A 17,787-nucleotide genomic window follows, 5' to 3' on the forward strand; every position below is an offset into this window, starting at 1 on the left:
GCAAGCCAACTCGGGCCTGGCTGATCGTTCTAGAGGCGGCCTGGTTCAGCTCTTCTGCTTGGCACCAGCGCTCTTGCCGTCCGAGCTTTTCGAGCGCTCCTCGAAACGGGCGGCACCTTTTTTCAACGGGCGCCCGGTTTCTGCTTCCGTTTTGCGCTCGTCTTTCGCGGCAGCCTGCCTCAATCCCTTGGCGGCCTGCTTGCCCTTCGCGGTCGGTGCCTGTTCAACGCCCATGATATCCTCCTCGCCTCGCGACAATCGCGTGGCACGATATCAAACGCACCGGCGATATAGCGGTTCCGGTGGATCGAATAGAATGATACGGGCGAAAATCCGGAATCAGCGTGCCGCGATCATCGCCTTGCGGAAGGCTTCGAGCGTCTCGGCGCTGACATGGTGCTCGATGCCCTCGGCGTCGATGCGCGCCGTCTCGGCGCTGACTCCGAGCGAGCGCAGGAAGGCTTCCACCGTCTGATGGCGAATGCGGCTCTCTTCCGCGACCTTGCGGCCTGCCTCGGTCAGGAACACGCCACGATAGGGTTTCCTCGAAACCAGCCCATCGGTGCACAGCCGCGTCAGCATTTTGGCCACGGTCGGCTGGGCAACGCCGAGCCGCGCCGCGATGTCGACCTGCCGCGCCTCGTTGCCGTCCTCGATCAGGTCGGCGATGAGCTCGACATAATCCTCGACCAGCGCGCTGCGGCGCGCTTCTCGCGTCTGCCGGAATCCCTCCGAATGGATTTCAGCGTCGGGCAGCGGTTCGCGCGGGACTGGTTTCTTCTTCAGCGCCAATACGCGCTCCTCCTCGACTGTCGGCGGTAAGCCGGCATTGCACATTCATAGCACGGGCTTGCCTTGTCCTGGCCGTTTATTTGCATTCGTGGACAGGTGCAACCGGCGTTTGCGGTTATCCGTCTGGGCATTGATCGGGCACATCACAAAAGCATGACCAATGAATGAAACATAGCTTATTGCATAATGTTGAGTCGCAGCATAGATAGGAGGTGCAATCCTCCATTCAAGCGGAAATCCTCTCCATGTCTGAAGCCGAAGCCACATCTGCGTCCCGATCCATGTGGCGATTTGCCCGGCCTGAGGAAGACGAGCAGCCCAGCCTGCGTGAGGTCAACGCCTCGATCGCGGTGCCGAATTCCGGCGTCTGGTTTCGTCGCCTGTTCGCCTTCATGGGGCCGGGCTACATGGTTTCGGTCGGCTATATGGATCCCGGCAACTGGGCGACCGACCTCGCCGGCGGTGCCCAGTTCGGCTATACGCTGCTCTTCATCATCATGCTGTCGAACCTGATGGCGATCCTGCTGCAGGCGCTCGCCGCCAGGCTCGGCATCGCCACCGGCCGCGATCTCGCCCAGGCCTGCCGCGCCTATTATCCGCGACCGGTCAATTTCATGCTGTGGATCGCCTGCGAGCTTGCCATCATTGCCTGCGATCTGGCCGAAGTCATCGGTACGGCGATCGCCTTGCAGTTGCTGTTCGGCATTCCGCTGATCGGCGGCGCGGTCCTGACCGCCCTCGACGCCTTTCTCGTGCTGCTGCTGATGAACAGGGGCTTCCGCTACCTCGAGGCCTTCATCGTTGCGCTTTTGATCATCATCTTCGGCTGCTTCGCCATTCAGATCTTCGCCGCCGCTCCTCCGGTCGGCTCGATCCTGCATTCGATGTTTGTGCCGTCATCGGAAATCGTCACCAACCCGGCGATGCTTTACATCGCCATCGGCATCATCGGCGCGACCGTGATGCCGCATAATCTCTACCTGCATTCCTCGATCGTACAGACCCGCGCCTATGAGCGCACCGAGGCCGGCAAGCGCGATGCCATCAAATGGGCAACGACGGATTCGACCATCGCCCTCATCCTGGCACTGTTCGTCAACGCCTCCATCCTGATCGTATCGGCCGTGGCCTTTCATGGCACCGGTCATCAGGATGTCGCTGAGATTGGCCAGGCCTTCGAGCTCCTGTCGCCGCTGCTTGGCCTCGGCATCGCCTCGATCCTGTTTGCCGTGGCGCTGCTGGCCTCCGGCCTGAACTCAACGGTGACGGCGACCCTCGCCGGACAGATCGTCATGGAAGGCTTCCTGCGCCTGCGCATCCCGCAATGGGCGCGGCGCCTGCTGACACGCGGCATCGCCATCATTCCCGTCGTGATCGTCACCGCGCTCTATGGCGAGAAGGGCACCGGCCAGCTCCTCGTCTTCAGCCAGGTGGTCCTGTCGATGCAGCTCCCCTTTGCGGTGGTCCCGTTGGTGCAGTTCGTGTCGGACAAGAAGAAGATGGGCACGTTCGCCATTCCGCGCGCTGTCGCGGCTCTCGCCTGGGTGGTTGCCGCCGTCATCCTGGTGCTCAACTTCAAGCTGCTCTACGACACCATCGCCGGCATCGGCTGAAAGTTTCTCTCAGCCAGGACGGTCGCGACAAATCGGCAATCCGCGCTATCTTGCCTGGCCATGACGCAAATCGCCGAAGCTCGAAAATTCTACGCGCGGCTGCTGGCCGCCCATGCCGGCTCGGCCGATCCACGCCTCGAAGCGGTTTTCACTGAGGTGCCGCGCGAAGCCTTTCTCGGCCCCGGGCCATGGACGGTCATCGCCGGTAACGCCAAACTCGAAACGCCGAGCGCCGACCCGGTCCATATCTACCAGAATGTGCTGGTGGCGCTCGATGCCGAAAAAGGCATCAACAATGGCGAACCGGTCCTGCATGCGATGTGGATCGGCAAGGTGGCGCCAAAACCCGGCGAGGCCGTCACCCATGTCGGCGCCGGAACCGGCTATTACACCGCACTGCTTGCACGGCTGGTTTCGCCCGGCACCGTCACCGCCTTCGAGCTGGAGGACGATCTTGCCGCCTGTGCGCAGCTGAATCTCGAGCCCTATGGCAATGTGAGCGTCATCCATGGCGACGCGGTGACCGGCGAGCTGCCGCCGTCAGACATCATCTATGTCAATGCCGGCGTCGTGGCGCCGCCAGCCGACTGGCTGAAGGCGCTGAAGCCCGGTGGCCGCATGGTCTTTCCCTGGCGCCCGGCCGAGCGCATCGGCCTGGCGGTCACGGTGACCCGCACCGAGCGGGGTTTTGCCTGCGACCCGTTCATGCGGTCATGGTTCATCCCTTGTGTCGGCGCTTCACTCGCCGGCCCGGAGGCGAAAATCCCCGACCGCGACAAGGCCGCGCGCAGCCGCTCGATCTGGCTGACGGCCGACAAGGCGCCGGACCGCACCGCCATCGCCATCATCGGTGACGTCTGGTTCTCGTCGAAAGACATTCGCCGCCGGCCAGCAGGCTGAAATCATCGGGGGCGAGTGTGAGAGCTGAAGCGCCAGAATTTTTCCGGCCCTGTCGGATGAGCGCCTGCTCGCCCGTCCTTTGGCCGAAATCCGGCCCCGACGGTACGGGTAATGAAATACGGGTAATGAAAAGGGAGAACATCAAATGAGGAAGATCATCGCCTCGACATTTGTCAGCCTCGATGGCGTCATGCAGGCGCCCGGCGGACCGGAGGAAGATCCGGTCGGCGGTTTCGAGTTCGGCGGCTGGACGTTCCATTACTGGGATGATGTGATGGGCGCCGCGATGGATGAGACGTTCTCGAAACCCTTCGCGCTGCTGCTCGGCCGCAGGACCTATGACATCTTCGCCGCCTACTGGCCCTATCAGAAGAGCGGTCTGATCGCCGACAGTTTCAACGCCGCCACCAAATATGTGGCGACGCACAGGCCAGACTCGCTGTCCTGGCAGAACAGCCAGTCGCTTGGCGATGATGTCGTGGCCACGCTGCGCCAGCTCAAGCAGGAAGATGGCCCGGATCTGCTCATCCAGGGATCGAGCAGGCTGATCCAGACCCTGCTCGCCAATGGCCTGATCGACGAGATCACCCTGCTGATCTTCCCGCTGGTGCTGGGCAAGGGCAAGCGGCTGTTCGGCGATGACGCGCTGCCCGCCGCCTTCAGCTCACCAAGTCGCAGGCTTCGAGCACCGGCGTCGTCATGATGCGTTATCAACGCGGCGGCGAGATCAAGACCGGGTCATTCGCGACGGAAGAGCCTTCAGCGGCCGAGCTGGAGAGGCGCAAGAACTGGAAGTAGCTTTGCAGGACCTTGCACTCAAGCTGCCACCGCCCGCCGTGCCAATCCATCCCTGATATACCGCGCGAACTCCTGCGCAGCCGGAGCCGCGCCATGCTTCGGCAGATGCAGGTTGATCGAAAAATTCGGCAAGGCCGGCAGCCCGGGATCGGACAGAATGTCGAGATCCGCGGGCACGGTGGAGACCAGCCAGGTGGTGACGGCGAGGTCCGAGCGCACCGTCGCCGTCGTCGCGTCGATATTGCCGTTTTCGAACACGGTGCGCCATTCCAACCCATTCTCGTCGAGCGCCGAAATCACCGTCGGGCGGAAAGCACAGGTGTCTGCCACCATCGACACCGGCAACGGACGCTTGGCGCGAGCGACGCCGCCCTTGGCGCCGACCCAGACCAGCCGGTCGACCAGCAGGCATTCGCCGGCGGACGTGCCGACCCTTTCCTCGATGACGGCAAGGTCGATGGTTCCGGCCGCGAGCGCCGCGGCAAGCTCCGGCGAAGACGCGCAGACCAATGAAATTTCCACTTGCGGATAGATCTCGGCATAGGTCTTCAACACCGGCGCCAAAAGGGTGCCGACAAGGTCATAAGGCACGCCGATCCGAATCTCGCCCGCGACCGCATTGCCATTCATCTCGGCCCATATCTCGTCATTGAGCGCGAGCAGGCGCTTGGCCTTGCCGAGCAGCCGTTCGCCGGCGCGCGTCAATCGCAATCCGCGCCGGTCGCGCTCGAACAAGCCGCAGCCGAGAACCTCCTCCAGCCGCTTGATCTGCTGGCTCACCGCCCCTTGCGTCAGGTGCAACGCGTTCGCCGCCGCCGTCATGCTGGCTCTGTCGGCGACGGTGACGAAGGTTCGGATGAGGGCCGTGTCGAAGTTACGGGTCATGCTGGCATTATAGATGCTAATGCAAAGCATATCAAACATTGCATTTACTGATGGTCGACAACCTCTAGCATGCCGGTTTTCACAAAGGGATACGGCATGTTTGAGACCATCTTCCCACTTGTCCTGTTCGCGCTGGTCGCAACCTCCACGCCAGGCATGGCCACGACCTTGTCGACGGCGTCCGGGGCCCAATTTGGCTTTCGCCGCTCGGTTCCGCTGATGGCCGGAAGTGCGGCCGGTCTGGCCTCGGTGGCGGCCGCCGGCGCTGCCGGCCTCGCCGGCTTGCTGGCTGCCGCTCCGTTCCTGCAATTGGCGATGAAGATCGCCGGATCGCTCTACCTTGTCTGGCTTGCCGTCAAGATCGGCCGGAGCGGCCCTCCCAATCTCGACATGTCGATGGCAAAGCCCAGCAGTTTCTTCGGTGGCGCCGGCCTGCAATGGATGAACCCCAAGGGCTGGGCGATGGGGATGGGTGCGGCGGCATCGTTTGCGGCCCTCGCCGATGGACCTCTTCAGCTGGCGCTTTTGCTCGGCGCGGTCTTCGGCCTTGCCGCGGCACTTTCGCTGTCACTGTGGTGCATGGCCGGCACGCTGCTCGCCCGGCTGCTCAGGACCGAGTGGCAGTGGCGGGCGCTCAACATCGCGCTCGGCCTGCTGCTGGCCGCCTCGATCATCCCGATGTGGCGGCCAGCGTAGGACATGCATGATCCCGAAAAGTGGGTCGGGTTTTCGGAAAAGATCATGCTCAAACAAGGTGATCAGGCGGCGTAGCGTGCCGCCGGCTTGTCGGCATGCAGGCTGCCGTAGAAGGCTTGCCGGGCACCCAGGAATATGTCGAGCTTGCCCGCATCGGCAAGCGCCGGCACAGTGACGGCTTCGCCCTTGGCCAGGCCGACAAGTGCCGCATCGACCATGTCGTCAGCGGTCATGATGATTTCCTTCGGGAGGCTGTCGATGTCACTGCCGGCAAGTTCCCAGAAATCTGTGCGGGTGGCACCCGGCAGCACCGCCTGCACCTTCACATTGGTGCCCGCGACTTCGCGGTGCAGGGCCTCGGTGAAGTTGACGACATACGCCTTGGTGCCGCTGTAGATGCCGCCGAACGAAGTCTCATAGGCGAGTACCGAGGCGATGTTGACGATCGCGCCATGGTTGCGCGCGAGCAGTCCCGGCAACACGGCGCGCGTCAGCCTCGTCAGCGCCACGACATTGACCTTGATCATGCGTTCGGCCGCGTCGGCGTCGGCCGTTGCCACCACCTGCTGGCCGCCAAGGCCGGCATTGTTGACCAGCAGCGTCACGCTGTCGTCCGCCGCGATCGCCTGTTCGACGCGGCGCACATCATCGTCATTGGACAGATCGGCGGTGATCACGCTGACCTTGCGGCTGTAGGCATAGCGCAGCTTCTCAGCCAGTTCCTCGAGCCGGTCGGCACGTCGCGCCACCAGCACGAGATCATAGCCCTGCCCTGCCAGCCGGTCCGCATAGACCGCGCCGATGCCCGATGAGGCGCCGGTGACCACCGCCGTGCCCTTGTTCTGATTGCTCATTGTCCTGATCCTTCTGTTTTCGACTCTGGCCCTAAACGCGGCGGGCAACGCCCCCGCCTGTCTTAAAGCCACCAGACTCCATTTAGTGGCATATACCACTTTCTTCGAAATAGGTATATGCCACTATCTTGTCAATCGGACTGTCGAAGATTATTTCAGGGCGGAATGAGCGAACGCCGTTCGCCTCCAAGGAAGCACGCCATGACCCAAGCCGCCCTGCCCGGCCTGACCCTTTGCAACAACGCCTCGCTGCGCCGAGCGACACGAAAGCTCGGCCAGTTCTATGACGATATGATTGCCCCTTCCGGTCTGAAGGCCACGCAGCAGGGCCTGCTCTATCAGATCCATATCGGCGACGAGCCGGCGATGAGCGCCATTGCCGCTGCCTTGATCATGGACCTGTCGGCGCTCGGCCATACGTTGAAGCCGCTGATCCGCGACGGCTATGTCGAAACCTTCGCTGATCCAGACGACCGCCGCATCAAGCGTGTGCGGCTGACGCCGCAAGGCCTGGTCAAGCTCGATGAAGCCATGAAATTATGGAGCCTCGCCCAACAGCGTTTCGAGGCGATGGTCGGCAAGGACGAGGCGGCAAGGCTGCGCGCGGCGTTGGATGACATCGCCGCGCTGGATTTTGACAAGCCGTTTGCCGCTCCTTCGAGGTGAAGAAGCGGCCGGCAACCGGTCTCTACGGGCAGAATTACTCCGCCGGCATCGCGACCGGGCGGGCCAGCGCCCGTCCGGCAAGCACCACGCCCAGCCCGACGACCGGGAATATGGCTGCCACGAGCCCGAGATCGGCCGGCGCGCCGTAGCGCAGCACGGCACCGCCGACGACCGCGCCAAGTGCCACGCCGAGATAGAGCGCCGAGGCGTTCAGCGACAGCACGATCGGGGCGGCGTCTGGCGCCAGCTTGATGATGCGGCTGGCCTGCGCCGGTGGGAACGCCCAGCCGACAATGCCCCACGGCACCATCATGGCCATCAGCGCCGGTCCGGCGATGCTGTGCGGCAGGAAAGTCGGGATCAGCGAAAACGTGGCCAGCATGGCCGCGCTCAACCCCAGCGACCAGGCGACGGTGCGCGTCGCGCCGAAGCGGTCGGCGGCCTGCCCGCCGGCGATGTTGCCGATGACGGCACCAACACCGAAGGCCAGAAGCATGCCGGGCAGCGCCAACGGGCTCAAGCCCCCGCTCTGGATCGCCAGCGGCGCGATGAAGCTGAAGACGGTGAAAGCGCCGACCAGGGCCAATGTCGTCGTCGCCAGGATCGGCATCACGCCAGGACGCAGTGCCGCCGCCAGCCGCTGCCTTAGCGGCAGCCTGGTGCCGACGATGCCACGCGGCAGCCTGTACCACAGGATGGCGCCGGCCAGCGCGCCGAGCCCGGCGATGGCAAAGAAGGTGCCGCGCCAGCCGGCGATGGTCGCGACAAGCGCGCCGAGCGGCGCGCCGGCCGCCACCGCCACCGTGGTGCCGCCGACGACGACCGCAATGGCGCGGGCCCGGTGATGATCATCGACCAGCGCCACGGCGGTTCCTTGCGCGGTTGCCGCGAACAGGCCCGACGACAGCGCCATGACGATGCGCGCGATCAGCAGCAATTCGAACGAGGAACTCAACGCCGCCGCCAGATTGCCGAGCACAAAGAACACCAGCGTCCACAGGATGACGCGACGCCGGTCCCATTCGCCGGTCAGCGTCGCCAGGATCGGCGTGCCGACCGCATAGGCGAGCGCAAAGGCGGTGATCAGCGTGCCGGCCAGCGGAATCGAGATGCCGGCATCGGCGGCGATATCGGGCAGCAGGCTGGAGATGACGAAGCCTTCGGTCGAGATCGTGAACGATCCGAGCGCAAGCCAGAAGAGGCGCTTGTCCATGGCGGTATCCTTAGTTCAAAAGTTATTGAACAATTGGACATAACAGGGCATGATGTCAATGAAGCCGTGCACAAATAATCCAGCCCTGCTGACAGCCCTGTGTCAGGACAGGCCGGAGCAGCATCAAAGCCGGGTGCAGCAGCGAAGGAGGAGATACGTTGAAATCGGCCCCGATTGTGCTTAATTCCCGGGCATGACCTTGCCTCATCCCCATGCCGACCAGATCAGCCTGCCGATCGTGCTTGCAGTGCTCGGCGACCCGACCCGGCTCGCCATCGTGCGCTATCTCGCCAGCAAGGAAGGCGTGCCGCTGAACTGCAGCCAGTTCCTCGATCTCGGCTCCAAGACCAATCTCAGCTACCATCTGGCCAAGTTGCGCGAGGCCGGCGTCACCCGCGCCGAGGTGGTCGGCACCAGCCGTCTGATCACGCTGCGCCGCGACGATCTCGACGCCCGTTTTCCCGGCCTGCTCGACAGCGTGATTGCCGCCGCCGCTGAGGATACCGCGCTGCCCGCGGTCGGTGGCCACGAGGTCGAAATATCAGCCTGAGTGTGACGTCGTAAGCTTGCAGGACCCAGGCCCTGCAAAGTACGCCCTTCCCTGCCAGCCCATTCGTCAACTCACGGAGCTTCCTGATGCGCATTGCCGTCCTCGCCGATATCCACGGCAACGTCCTGGCGCTGGATGCCGTGCTCGACGATCTCAAGCAGCGCGGCGGCGCCGACTTAATCGTCAATCTCGGCGATTGCGTTTCCGGTCCGCTGTGGCCGCGCGAAACCATGGAGCGGCTGGAAGCACTCAACCTGCCGACGGTGCGTGGCAACCACGACCGCCGCGTCGCCGTCGACCCGGCCGACGACCAGATGTGGCCTTCGGACCGCTACGCGCAGGAGCGGCTGACGGCGGCGCAGCGCGAGGCGCTGTTTGCCCTGCCTCTTACGCTGGAGGTCGCGCCCGGCGTCATAGCCTTCCATGCCCGTCCCGACCATGACGAAAAATACCTGGCCGACGCGATCTCGGATGGCCAGCTCGTGCGCGCGCCGCTGGCCGCCATCAAGCGACGGCTGAAGGGGCTCGACCCCTCTTGCCGCATCGTGCTGTGCGGCCACAGCCATCGCAACGAGCTGATCCGCATTCCCGACGGTCCCGTCATCTTCAACCCCGGCAGCATCGGCTGCCCCGCCTATGACGACGATACGCCGCCGGCGCATGTTTCCGAGCAAGGCTCCCAGCATGCGCGCTACGGCATCATCGAACTCGGCCAACCGGGCCGTTCCGACCGTTTCGATTCCATCGCCGTCGACTACGACCACGAGGCGGCAGCGCTGCAAGCCGAACAGGCGGGACGGCCAGAATGGGCGCACGCGCTGCGCACCGGGTTTATGCCAGGCTGAGCGAAGCTCATGCCCCAGGTTGAACGAGGAACGAGTTCATACCCCAGGCTGAGCGCAACTCATACCCCCAGGCTGAGCCTGCCCATACCCCCACTGAACTAGGTCAGTTTGCTCATGCCGAGGCCATATTTTCCGACTTACATGGCGCCATGTCGTCCCTTATAAATCGCTCGGCATGCGGCAGCACTTCCGTGCCTGGCCGCGCCTTCCATAATACAATCGCCCACGGCCAGGTGATGAGGCGCAAACCTACGCTCCCAACGATACTGCTGCTTGCCGCGCTTTTGATGGCGATGCAGCAGATGGCGCTGCCGGCCAGGGCACAGGAGGCGCAAATCGTCTCCGTCGTCATGGGCCTCGCTCCCGATGACCTCTTGAACATCCGCGCCAAACCCTCGCCAGGCGGCAAGGTCCAGACGCGCTTGCCCAATGGGTCGAGCCTGAACAATCTCGGCTGCAACGATGTCAACGGCCATCAATGGTGCAAGGTCGCGGACATCGACAACCCGCAAAATACCGGATGGGCTCCCGCGCGTTACCTCACTCCAATCAATCCACAGCCAGTCGCTGAAATGGAAACGACCGGTGAAAGCGTGGCCTGGGCCGGAGCTGCGAACCCTGCGATGTCGGCCGCGCCGCTGCCCGACCTGACGCAACGTCTGGGCGGCGCCAATGCCGACGCCCCGCCGACGCCCGCCGAGGCAATCGGCAAGGCCGCCATCGAGGATGCCTACCGGCTGGCACTCGCCGCCGATGGGGATCCGCCGGCCGGCGACCCGGATGGGCAGGCGGCGCAGGCCGTGCAGAATCTCGCGGCCAATACGGCCCCTCCGGCCGACGCACAAACCGTTGCGCGGCTGCAGCCACCGGGGCCGCCAGCCGCTGGCGCCAGAAACAGGATTCCCTGCGCGCGTTATGTCGGCCAGCCGATGACCAGTTGCGAAGTGAGCATCTCGCGCCAGGGCGACAGCAAGGCCGCCGTCACCGTAACCTGGCCCGATGGCGGCACGCGCGTCATCAGCTTCGCCGCCGGCCTGCCGGCCAGCGCCGATGCATCAGGCGAGTTCCGCTTCACCCGCGAGGGCACGCTGAACATGATCCGCGTCGGCGTGTCCGAACGCTTCGAGATTACCGATGCGGTGGCGACCGGGGGTTAGGTGTTAGGCAGTAGGGAATAGGCAGTAGGCGCTTAAACCTCCAATCCCCTACTGCCTACTGCCCTACTGCCTAATCCCTCATTTTAGGGGGTTACATCCTCCAAAACTCTTCCCTATAAGGCCCTCCTAGCCTGATACCAGAATCGCGAGCACAACCGGCCGGGTCTTCCCGTCCCGGCTTTTCGTGCAAGCCGCCCGCCGACGGAACTCTTAAACATGCCAAGACGCACCGACATCAAGTCGATCCTGATCATCGGGGCCGGCCCCATCGTCATCGGTCAGGCCTGCGAGTTCGACTATTCCGGCACCCAGGCCTGCAAGGCGCTGAAGGAAGAGGGTTTCCGCGTCATCCTGGTCAATTCCAATCCGGCCACCATCATGACCGACCCCGAACTGGCCGACGCCACCTATATCGAGCCGATCACGCCCGAAGTCGTGGCCAAGATCATCGCCAAGGAGCGGCCGGACGCGCTGCTGCCGACCATGGGCGGCCAGACCGCGCTGAACACCGCGCTGTCGCTGCGCCGCATGGGCGTGCTCCAACGTTACAATGTCGAGATGATCGGCGCCGACGCCACGGCAATAGACAAGGCCGAGGACCGCGCGCTGTTTCGCGAGGCGATGAAGAAGATCGGCCTCGAAACGCCGAAGTCGATGCTGGCCAACGCGACCGACGTCAAGAACGCCGACCGCAAGACGCATGAGGCCGAACGCGCCGCGCTCAAGGCCGAGAAGCCGGCCGATCTCGACGCCGCGCTCGACGCGCTGGAGACGCGCTGGAACCTCGGCGAAGGCGACCGCAAGCAGCGCTATATCAGCCATGGCATGGCGATCGCCGCCCAGGCGCTCGACCATGTCGGCCTGCCCGCCATCATCCGCCCGTCCTTCACCATGGGCGGTACCGGCGGCGGCATCGCCTACAACCGCGCCGAATTCTACGAGATCGTCCAGTCCGGCCTCGACGCCTCGCCGACCACCGAAGTGCTGATCGAGGAGAGCGTGCTCGGCTGGAAGGAGTATGAGATGGAGGTCGTCCGCGACAAGGCGGACAATTGCATCATCGTCTGCTCGATCGAGAACATCGACCCGATGGGCGTGCACACCGGCGACTCGATCACCGTCGCCCCTGCCCTGACCTTGACCGACAAAGAATACCAGATGATGCGCAACGCCTCGATCGCGGTGCTGCGCGAGATCGGCGTCGAGACCGGCGGCTCCAATGTGCAGTTCGCCGTCAACCCGGCCGATGGCCGCCTGGTGGTGATCGAGATGAACCCGCGCGTCTCGCGCAGCTCTGCCCTGGCCTCGAAGGCGACCGGTTTCCCCATCGCCAAGATCGCGGCAAAACTCGCCGTCGGCTACACGCTGGACGAGTTGGAGAACGACATCACCGGCGGCGCCACGCCGGCGTCGTTCGAGCCGAGCATCGATTATGTCGTCACGAAAATCCCGCGCTTTGCCTTCGAGAAATTCCCCGGCGCCGAGCCGGTGCTGACCACCGCGATGAAGTCGGTCGGCGAAGTGATGGCCATCGGCCGCACCTTTCAGGAATCGCTGCAGAAGGCTTTGCGCGGACTGGAAACCGGCCTGACGGGTCTGGACGAGATCGAGATCCCCGGCCTCGGCCACGGCAGCGCGCCCGCCAGCCATGTCGACGACCGCAACGCCATTCGCGCCGCACTCGGCACGCCGACGCCCGACCGGCTGCGCATGGTGGCGCAGGCGATCCGCATGGGCACCTCGCTGGAAGACGTGCACGCCATGTGCAAGATTGACCCCTGGTTCCTCGAACAGATCGCCGGCATCCTCGCCATGGAGGATCGCATCCGCGAGCATGGCATTCCCGAGGACGCCGCCAATCTGCGCATGTTGAAGGCGATGGGTTTTTCGGATGCCCGTCTCGCCTCATTGACGAAGACCGACGCGGAAGAGATTCAGAAGATCCGCGAAAAGCTCGACGTTCATCCGGTTTACAAGCGCATCGACACCTGCGCCGCCGAGTTCGCCTCGCCCACCGCCTACATGTACTCCACCTATGAAGTGCCCTTCGCCGGCGCGCTCGCCAACGAGGCGCAGGTGTCCTCGCGCAAGAAGGTCGTCATCCTTGGCGGCGGCCCCAACCGCATCGGCCAGGGCATCGAGTTCGACTATTGCTGCTGCCATGCCGCCTTCGCCCTGCGCGATGCCGGCTTCGAGGCGATCATGGTCAACTGCAACCCGGAGACCGTCTCGACCGATTACGACACGTCGGACCGGCTCTATTTCGAGCCGCTGACGGCGGAGGACGTGCTGGAGATCCTGCGCGCCGAGCAGGCCTCGGGCGAGCTGGTCGGCGTCATCGTCCAGTTCGGCGGCCAGACGCCGCTGAAGCTGGCGGATGCGCTGGAGAAGGCCGGCATCCCGATCCTCGGCACCTCGCCCGACATGATCGATCTCGCCGAAGACCGCGACCGCTTCCAGAAGCTCCTGCACAAGCTCGGCCTCAGCCAGCCGAAGAACGGCATCGCCTATTCGGTCGAGCAGGCCCGCCTCGTCGCCGGCGAGCTCGGCTTCCCGCTGGTGGTGCGCCCCTCCTATGTGCTCGGCGGCCGCGCCATGCAGATCATCCATGACGAGGGCATGCTGCAGACCTATCTGCTCGATACCGTGCCCGGCCTGGTGCCGGAGGACATCAAGCAGAAATACCCCAACGACAAGACCGGCCAGATCAACACGCTGCTGGGCAAAAACCCGCTGCTGTTCGATACTTATCTCTCCGGCGCCATCGAGGTCGATGTCGACTGCCTGTGCGACGGCAAGTCGACCTTCGTCTCCGGCATTCTTGAACACATCGAGGAGGCCGGCATCCACTCGGGCGACAGTGCCTGCTCGCTACCGGTGCACTCGCTGCCTTCGGAGCTTGTCGACGAGTTGGAGCGCCAGACGGGGGCCCTCGCCCGCGCGCTCAATGTCGGCGGCCTGATGAACGTGCAATATGCGATCAAGGACGGCACGGTCTATGTGCTGGAGGTCAACCCGCGCGCGTCGCGCACCGTGCCCTTCGTTGCCAAGACCATCGGCCGTCCCATTGCCAAGATCGCCGCCCGCATCATGGCCGGCGAGAAACTGGAAGACGCATTCGCCCATTACGGCGCCATGCCAGACCCCAGAAATCCCGGTCACATCGCGGTCAAGGAAGCCGTCTTCCCCTTCGCCCGCTTCCCCGGCGTCGACATATTGCTCGGCCCGGAAATGCGCTCGACCGGCGAGGTCATGGGCCTCGACCGCGACTTCGCGCTGGCCTTCGCCAAGAGCCAGCTCGGGGCGGGTGTCGATCTCCCCCGCGCGGGCACGCTGTTCGTGTCGGTGCGCGACGAGGACAAGAAAGGCATCCTGCCGGCCGTCAAGCGCCTCGCCGGTCAGGGCTTCAAGGTCATGGCCACCTCAGGCACCGCGCGCTTCCTCGCCGAAAACGGCGTCGTCGCCGAGAAGATAAACAAGGTGCTGGAAGGCCGCCCGCATATCGAGGACGCCATCCGCAACCGCCAGGTGCAGATCGTCTTCAACACCACTGACGGCCAGAAGGCGGTGTCGGACTCAAAATCGCTGCGCAGGGCGACGCTGATGCAGAAAGTGCCGTATTACACGACGCTGTCGGGCGCGGCTGCTGTGGCCGAGGCGATTGCGGCGCTGCGGGCGGGGAGTTTGGAAGTTAGGCCGCTGCAGGAGTATTTTGCGTAGGCCATTAGCTTTCTTCTCCCCGTCCCTGTACGGGGAGAAGATGCTGGCTGGCAGATGAGGGGCAGCAGTTACCCAGACTCATGCAGCAGTTACCCAGACTCATGTTGAGCTGGAATTGGCAACTCGCGTAGAAGTTTTAAGACCTCATCGGAACGCGACCTTTGCAACACCCTCATGCGCTCGATGAGCGAAGGAACTTGAGCCTCTCCCATACGATTTTGGACGAAACGGCTTTGGCTATCAGACCTGCCGTAGACGAACTTGTCGGCAGCACCGACAACAGCAGCGTTTGTGCCGCTAACCAGCTTGTCCTCGCCCATACTCTTAATTCTTTCGATAAGCGTTCGGTCGTTGACCCCAATGAACATTCTTCGCGGCCCGATTGGCACTATAACATGCGAATCTGTTTGCCCCAGGACGTTCGTATAGATTACCGGCCGATCCGAAGTCAGTAACTCGTGGGCAGCTCTATCCACTGTCAACACCGACCATTCCATTGCGGCCAACCCAGATATCAATCTTTGGTTGGACATCAATCTTTTTGCATGCGTGATTACACGAGGCGCAGCTTTCGCCAGCAATTCTTCAGTCATTTGTTCGAAGGTTCGAACCTCATTTTCGGGTTTGAGTGCCTGAAATATACTCTCAAAACCTGGGACAATCGTCGAAAATAACTCCGTGATGCTTTCGTGCAGCGTTTTAATATCGGAAGGCATTCGCGACAAAAGCGTGGCAAGGAACCCCGCCCAGGCGAGCCGTTGCGTCGTTGAGAATTCTCCACCGTCAAGCATAGTATTAAGCGCATCAGCAGCCCTGCTATCGATTGGAGATAGAAACTCGCGCTCCATCTCGTGCGCTACTTCGTCGGGCAGACCTTGAATGGCGTAAAGCCTCGATATGTAACCAGTGCCCTCGGGGTGAACTCGCTTAGGCTTCACTTCATTGCCGAAAGGCTTACTGAATTCGACAAGCCGACCATCAGTTTGAGCCCAGCGCTTCAAGTAGAAAACTGGCAAGAAATGATGCTTGATCGGTTGACCTGCTCGCATTCTTGTTAGCTCTAGAAATCTGTGAATTAAAAGAGGATCAACCGCAAAGGACGCCAGTATCTGCGCATAGAACTCCCATTAGCACAACCGTATCTGTCCCACTCCTCCGCTACGTGTATGACCGTTTGAATCGCGGCGCTAAATCAAACAGGGAAGTGACACACGCAAGATTCCAATTACGCTGATACTTTGAGTCTGAGGGTCGCTCGCATGTCAACGAATCTGGTACGGCAGAAGATCGCTGAATTTTTGAAAAGTAGCGACCCCAGCGTGCTTTGCATCAGAGGCAATTGGGGAACTGGCAAGACCTATACATGGGACGACGAGCTGAAAAAGGCTGCAAAGGTCAAGGACGGCATCGCACTTGAGAAATATGCTTACGTGTCCCTATTCGGCCTCAACAGCATCGATGAAGTGCAGCGCCAGATTGCGACACAGACAATCAAGCGAGAGCGTATCGGTCAGCCGTTCGATTCCAGCAACCTCAGCGCTGCCTTCGAAGACGGCCTAACTCTGGCGAAGAAAACCGCTGGCAAGTTCAGCGGCCTCTTCGGCGATGGCTACTATGCCGCAGGCGCGGCGCTGATGACGATGCTCATCCGCAATCGCCTCGTCTGCATAGACGACCTTGAACGGAAGGGAGAGCACCTGCGCAGCGAAGACATCCTTGGCTTGATTTCGCAGCTTAAGGAGGAGCGCGATTGCAAGGTAGCCCTCCTGTTGAATGACGAGCGACTGGATGATCGCCCGCAGTTTGAGAGATTCCTTGAAAAGGTTGTCGACCTCAATCTGCGCTTCATACCCTCCGCAAGTGAATCCGCTGCGACCGCTCTCGATAACCTCAAAGCTACTCCAATTCCAACGGATGACGTTCGCGAGCAAACTATCCTGCTCGGAATCGATAATATCCGCGTCATTCGGAAGATTTACAGCATCGTAAGCGACATAGCTCCGATGCTCAAAGATTATAAGCCTGGCGTGTTGAAGGCGGTAACGAAATCACTGGTGCTATTCGGATGGTGTAACTACCAGCCTGAGATGGCTCCGACCCTGAATTTCTTAAAGGCGATTGGAGAGTATCCCTTCGCGACGCAGCCCCCGAACGAAGAGGTTGCGGGACTGCGGGAAAAATGGGAGCCGAAATTGAGGCAATATGGCTACACCCACACCGACGATTTTGACCTGGTCCTAATGGACGGCATTATCAATGGGTATTTCGATCCAAAGGTGGTGGCTGTTTATGCGACCGAACTCAATAAAATCGAGCAGTCCGCTGAGGCGAACGCCAAGCTGGAAAAGGCGTGGGATTCATATCGCAACTCGTTCGATGACAATGGAGAGGAATTAGTCGCTGAGCTTATGGAGTGCTTTGAAGCCAACGCACAGTTCTACTCATTGGGCACAACGTCGCAGCTCATCGACTTGTTTGGCAGGATTGGGCACCAGGAAGAGGCGAACAAGGTTTTTGACCTTTATGAAAAGGCGCACGATGGCGATGTAAGTGCTTTTGACGTTGAGCGCCTTTTCCGCTTTGGCATGGAACTGCCTAAAGACATCCTTGCAAGGGTGACCAAGGCTAGAGAGGGAGTGAAGCCTGACCTCTCCAATGATGCGCTTTTCCTGGGTTTGAAAGAGGCCGGATTCGATTCGGATATTGCAGCGCAATTGGCAAAACTGCCGGTAGAGGAATATGTGCGTGTGCTCACGAGCCATCGCGGCGACGAACTCAGGAAAATACGTGAAGGCCTCACGGACTATCTCAATGTCTCAAACCCGACCAATATCGCTATCGAAATCATGTACCGGGCAGCCGATGCGCTCCAGGTGATAGCAGCACGAAGCCCGCTGGACAGCGCCAGAGCGCACACTTGGCAGTTGATCCAATGGCAGAAAAAGTTTGGACGGCTGCCAGATGCAGAGCTGTCTGTCATTCCAGAAGCGACAGGCGCACAGGAAGAAGCTACGCCCGCCGCTTAATTGGTTGGGCGCCTAGGGCGAAGTGCATTTGTTGGTGACTAAGGCACGCAGTTCTCCGAGAAGGAAGTCGCA

Annotated in this window: 15 protein-coding genes and 1 pseudogene; 10 read left to right on the forward strand and 6 right to left on the reverse strand. The window is 62.1% G+C overall.

Features of this window, described 5'->3' with window-relative positions; translation table 11 throughout:
* Nucleotides 1-45: 45 nt before the first annotated feature.
* Together OHD62_RS09635 and mntR are read right to left on the reverse strand one after the other, a co-directional pair.
* Nucleotides 46-234 (reverse strand): hypothetical protein, encoded by a 189-nt coding sequence (locus tag OHD62_RS09635; RefSeq protein WP_097572777.1) that lies wholly within the window; start codon nucleotides 232-234, stop codon nucleotides 46-48.
* A gap of 105 nt (nucleotides 235-339) precedes the next feature.
* The gene (mntR, locus tag OHD62_RS09640; RefSeq protein ID WP_263782387.1) at nucleotides 340-792 is read right to left on the reverse strand and encodes a manganese-binding transcriptional regulator MntR; all 453 of its coding nucleotides are present in this window, start codon (nucleotides 790-792) and stop codon (nucleotides 340-342) included.
* A 245-nt stretch (nucleotides 793-1,037) separates the two neighbouring features.
* Here mntR and OHD62_RS09645 point away from each other — a divergent pair, with 245 nt between their 5' ends.
* From OHD62_RS09645 to OHD62_RS09655, 3 genes and pseudogenes are all read left to right on the forward strand, one after another.
* Complete coding sequence (locus tag OHD62_RS09645) at nucleotides 1,038-2,405, forward strand: Nramp family divalent metal transporter (RefSeq protein WP_263782388.1); 1,368 nt, start codon at nucleotides 1,038-1,040, stop codon at nucleotides 2,403-2,405.
* Nucleotides 2,406-2,465: 60 nt separating this feature from the next.
* Nucleotides 2,466-3,305, forward strand: a complete 840-nt coding sequence (locus tag OHD62_RS09650) for a protein-L-isoaspartate O-methyltransferase family protein (RefSeq protein ID WP_263782389.1) — start codon at nucleotides 2,466-2,468, stop codon at nucleotides 3,303-3,305.
* 145 nt (nucleotides 3,306-3,450) lie between these two features.
* Nucleotides 3,451-4,103 (forward strand): annotated as a pseudogene (locus OHD62_RS09655) (dihydrofolate reductase family protein).
* 18 nt (nucleotides 4,104-4,121) lie between these two features.
* On the opposite strand, the gene OHD62_RS09660 reads toward OHD62_RS09655, so the two are convergent.
* Nucleotides 4,122-4,988 carry a LysR substrate-binding domain-containing protein gene (locus tag OHD62_RS09660; RefSeq protein ID WP_263782390.1) on the reverse strand — a complete coding sequence of 289 codons (867 nt, stop codon included), beginning with the start codon at nucleotides 4,986-4,988 and terminating at the stop codon, nucleotides 4,122-4,124.
* A 96-nt stretch (nucleotides 4,989-5,084) separates the two neighbouring features.
* On the opposite strand from OHD62_RS09660, the gene OHD62_RS09665 reads away from it, so the two are divergent.
* Nucleotides 5,085-5,684, forward strand: coding sequence for a LysE family translocator (locus tag OHD62_RS09665; RefSeq protein WP_263782391.1), 600 nt, complete (start codon nucleotides 5,085-5,087; stop codon nucleotides 5,682-5,684).
* 62 nt (nucleotides 5,685-5,746) lie between these two features.
* Here the strand turns inward: OHD62_RS09665 and OHD62_RS09670 are convergent, their stop codons facing one another.
* Nucleotides 5,747-6,538 carry an SDR family NAD(P)-dependent oxidoreductase gene (locus tag OHD62_RS09670; RefSeq protein WP_263782392.1) on the reverse strand — a complete coding sequence of 264 codons (792 nt, stop codon included), beginning with the start codon at nucleotides 6,536-6,538 and terminating at the stop codon, nucleotides 5,747-5,749.
* Between the two features lie 201 nt (nucleotides 6,539-6,739).
* Here OHD62_RS09670 and OHD62_RS09675 point away from each other — a divergent pair, with 201 nt between their 5' ends.
* Nucleotides 6,740-7,204 carry a MarR family winged helix-turn-helix transcriptional regulator gene (locus tag OHD62_RS09675; protein ID WP_263782393.1) on the forward strand — a complete coding sequence of 155 codons (465 nt, stop codon included), beginning with the start codon at nucleotides 6,740-6,742 and terminating at the stop codon, nucleotides 7,202-7,204.
* Nucleotides 7,205-7,238: 34 nt separating this feature from the next.
* On the opposite strand, the gene OHD62_RS09680 is transcribed toward OHD62_RS09675, so the two are convergent.
* Entirely contained in the window at nucleotides 7,239-8,417 is a 1,179-nt protein-coding gene (locus tag OHD62_RS09680) for an MFS transporter (RefSeq protein ID WP_263782394.1), read from the reverse strand.
* 193 nt (nucleotides 8,418-8,610) lie between these two features.
* Between OHD62_RS09680 and OHD62_RS09685 the strand changes: the two genes are divergently transcribed.
* From OHD62_RS09685 to carB, 4 genes are all read left to right on the forward strand, one after another.
* Entirely contained in the window at nucleotides 8,611-8,967 is a 357-nt protein-coding gene (locus OHD62_RS09685; RefSeq protein ID WP_263782395.1) for an ArsR/SmtB family transcription factor, read from the forward strand.
* Between the two features lie 86 nt (nucleotides 8,968-9,053).
* Nucleotides 9,054-9,812, forward strand: a complete 759-nt coding sequence (locus tag OHD62_RS09690; protein WP_263782396.1) for a metallophosphoesterase family protein — start codon at nucleotides 9,054-9,056, stop codon at nucleotides 9,810-9,812.
* Nucleotides 9,813-10,048: 236 nt separating this feature from the next.
* Nucleotides 10,049-10,969, forward strand: coding sequence for an SH3 domain-containing protein (locus OHD62_RS09695; protein WP_263782397.1), 921 nt, complete (start codon nucleotides 10,049-10,051; stop codon nucleotides 10,967-10,969).
* A gap of 216 nt (nucleotides 10,970-11,185) precedes the next feature.
* Nucleotides 11,186-14,689: a carbamoyl-phosphate synthase large subunit gene (carB, locus tag OHD62_RS09700; RefSeq protein ID WP_263782398.1), complete on the forward strand. Its 3,504-nt coding sequence runs from the start codon at nucleotides 11,186-11,188 to the stop codon at nucleotides 14,687-14,689.
* Nucleotides 14,690-14,778: 89 nt separating this feature from the next.
* On the opposite strand, the gene OHD62_RS09705 is transcribed toward carB, so the two are convergent.
* Nucleotides 14,779-15,738: a DUF4238 domain-containing protein gene (locus OHD62_RS09705; RefSeq protein ID WP_263782399.1), complete on the reverse strand. Its 960-nt coding sequence runs from the start codon at nucleotides 15,736-15,738 to the stop codon at nucleotides 14,779-14,781.
* A 210-nt stretch (nucleotides 15,739-15,948) separates the two neighbouring features.
* Between OHD62_RS09705 and OHD62_RS09710 the strand changes: the two genes are divergently transcribed.
* Entirely contained in the window at nucleotides 15,949-17,715 is a 1,767-nt protein-coding gene (locus tag OHD62_RS09710) for a hypothetical protein (protein WP_263782400.1), read from the forward strand.
* The last annotated feature ends 72 nt before the right edge of the window (nucleotides 17,716-17,787 follow it).

It is taken from the genome of Mesorhizobium sp. YC-39 (assembly GCF_025753795.1).
Lineage (GTDB): Bacteria > Pseudomonadota > Alphaproteobacteria > Rhizobiales > Rhizobiaceae > Mesorhizobium.

What these genes read in the sequence shown, in the direction of transcription:
- OHD62_RS09635 (WP_097572777.1), bottom strand. Translation starts at nt 234, where the DNA reads ATGGGCGTTGAACAGGCACCGACCGCGAAGGGCAAGCAGGCCGCCAAG.
- OHD62_RS09645 (WP_263782388.1), top strand. Translation starts at nt 1,038, where the DNA reads ATGTCTGAAGCCGAAGCCACATCTGCGTCCCGATCCATGTGGCGATTT.
- OHD62_RS09650 (WP_263782389.1), top strand. Translation starts at nt 2,466, where the DNA reads ATGACGCAAATCGCCGAAGCTCGAAAATTCTACGCGCGGCTGCTGGCC.
- OHD62_RS09660 (WP_263782390.1), bottom strand. Translation starts at nt 4,988, where the DNA reads ATGACCCGTAACTTCGACACGGCCCTCATCCGAACCTTCGTCACCGTC.
- OHD62_RS09665 (WP_263782391.1), top strand. Translation starts at nt 5,085, where the DNA reads ATGTTTGAGACCATCTTCCCACTTGTCCTGTTCGCGCTGGTCGCAACC.
- OHD62_RS09670 (WP_263782392.1), bottom strand. Translation starts at nt 6,538, where the DNA reads ATGAGCAATCAGAACAAGGGCACGGCGGTGGTCACCGGCGCCTCATCG.
- OHD62_RS09675 (WP_263782393.1), top strand. Translation starts at nt 6,740, where the DNA reads ATGACCCAAGCCGCCCTGCCCGGCCTGACCCTTTGCAACAACGCCTCG.
- OHD62_RS09680 (WP_263782394.1), bottom strand. Translation starts at nt 8,417, where the DNA reads ATGGACAAGCGCCTCTTCTGGCTTGCGCTCGGATCGTTCACGATCTCG.
- OHD62_RS09685 (WP_263782395.1), top strand. Translation starts at nt 8,611, where the DNA reads ATGACCTTGCCTCATCCCCATGCCGACCAGATCAGCCTGCCGATCGTG.
- OHD62_RS09690 (WP_263782396.1), top strand. Translation starts at nt 9,054, where the DNA reads ATGCGCATTGCCGTCCTCGCCGATATCCACGGCAACGTCCTGGCGCTG.
- OHD62_RS09695 (WP_263782397.1), top strand. Translation starts at nt 10,049, where the DNA reads ATGAGGCGCAAACCTACGCTCCCAACGATACTGCTGCTTGCCGCGCTT.
- carB (WP_263782398.1), top strand. Translation starts at nt 11,186, where the DNA reads ATGCCAAGACGCACCGACATCAAGTCGATCCTGATCATCGGGGCCGGC.
- OHD62_RS09705 (WP_263782399.1), bottom strand. Translation starts at nt 15,738, where the DNA reads ATGCGAGCAGGTCAACCGATCAAGCATCATTTCTTGCCAGTTTTCTAC.
- OHD62_RS09710 (WP_263782400.1), top strand. Translation starts at nt 15,949, where the DNA reads ATGTCAACGAATCTGGTACGGCAGAAGATCGCTGAATTTTTGAAAAGT.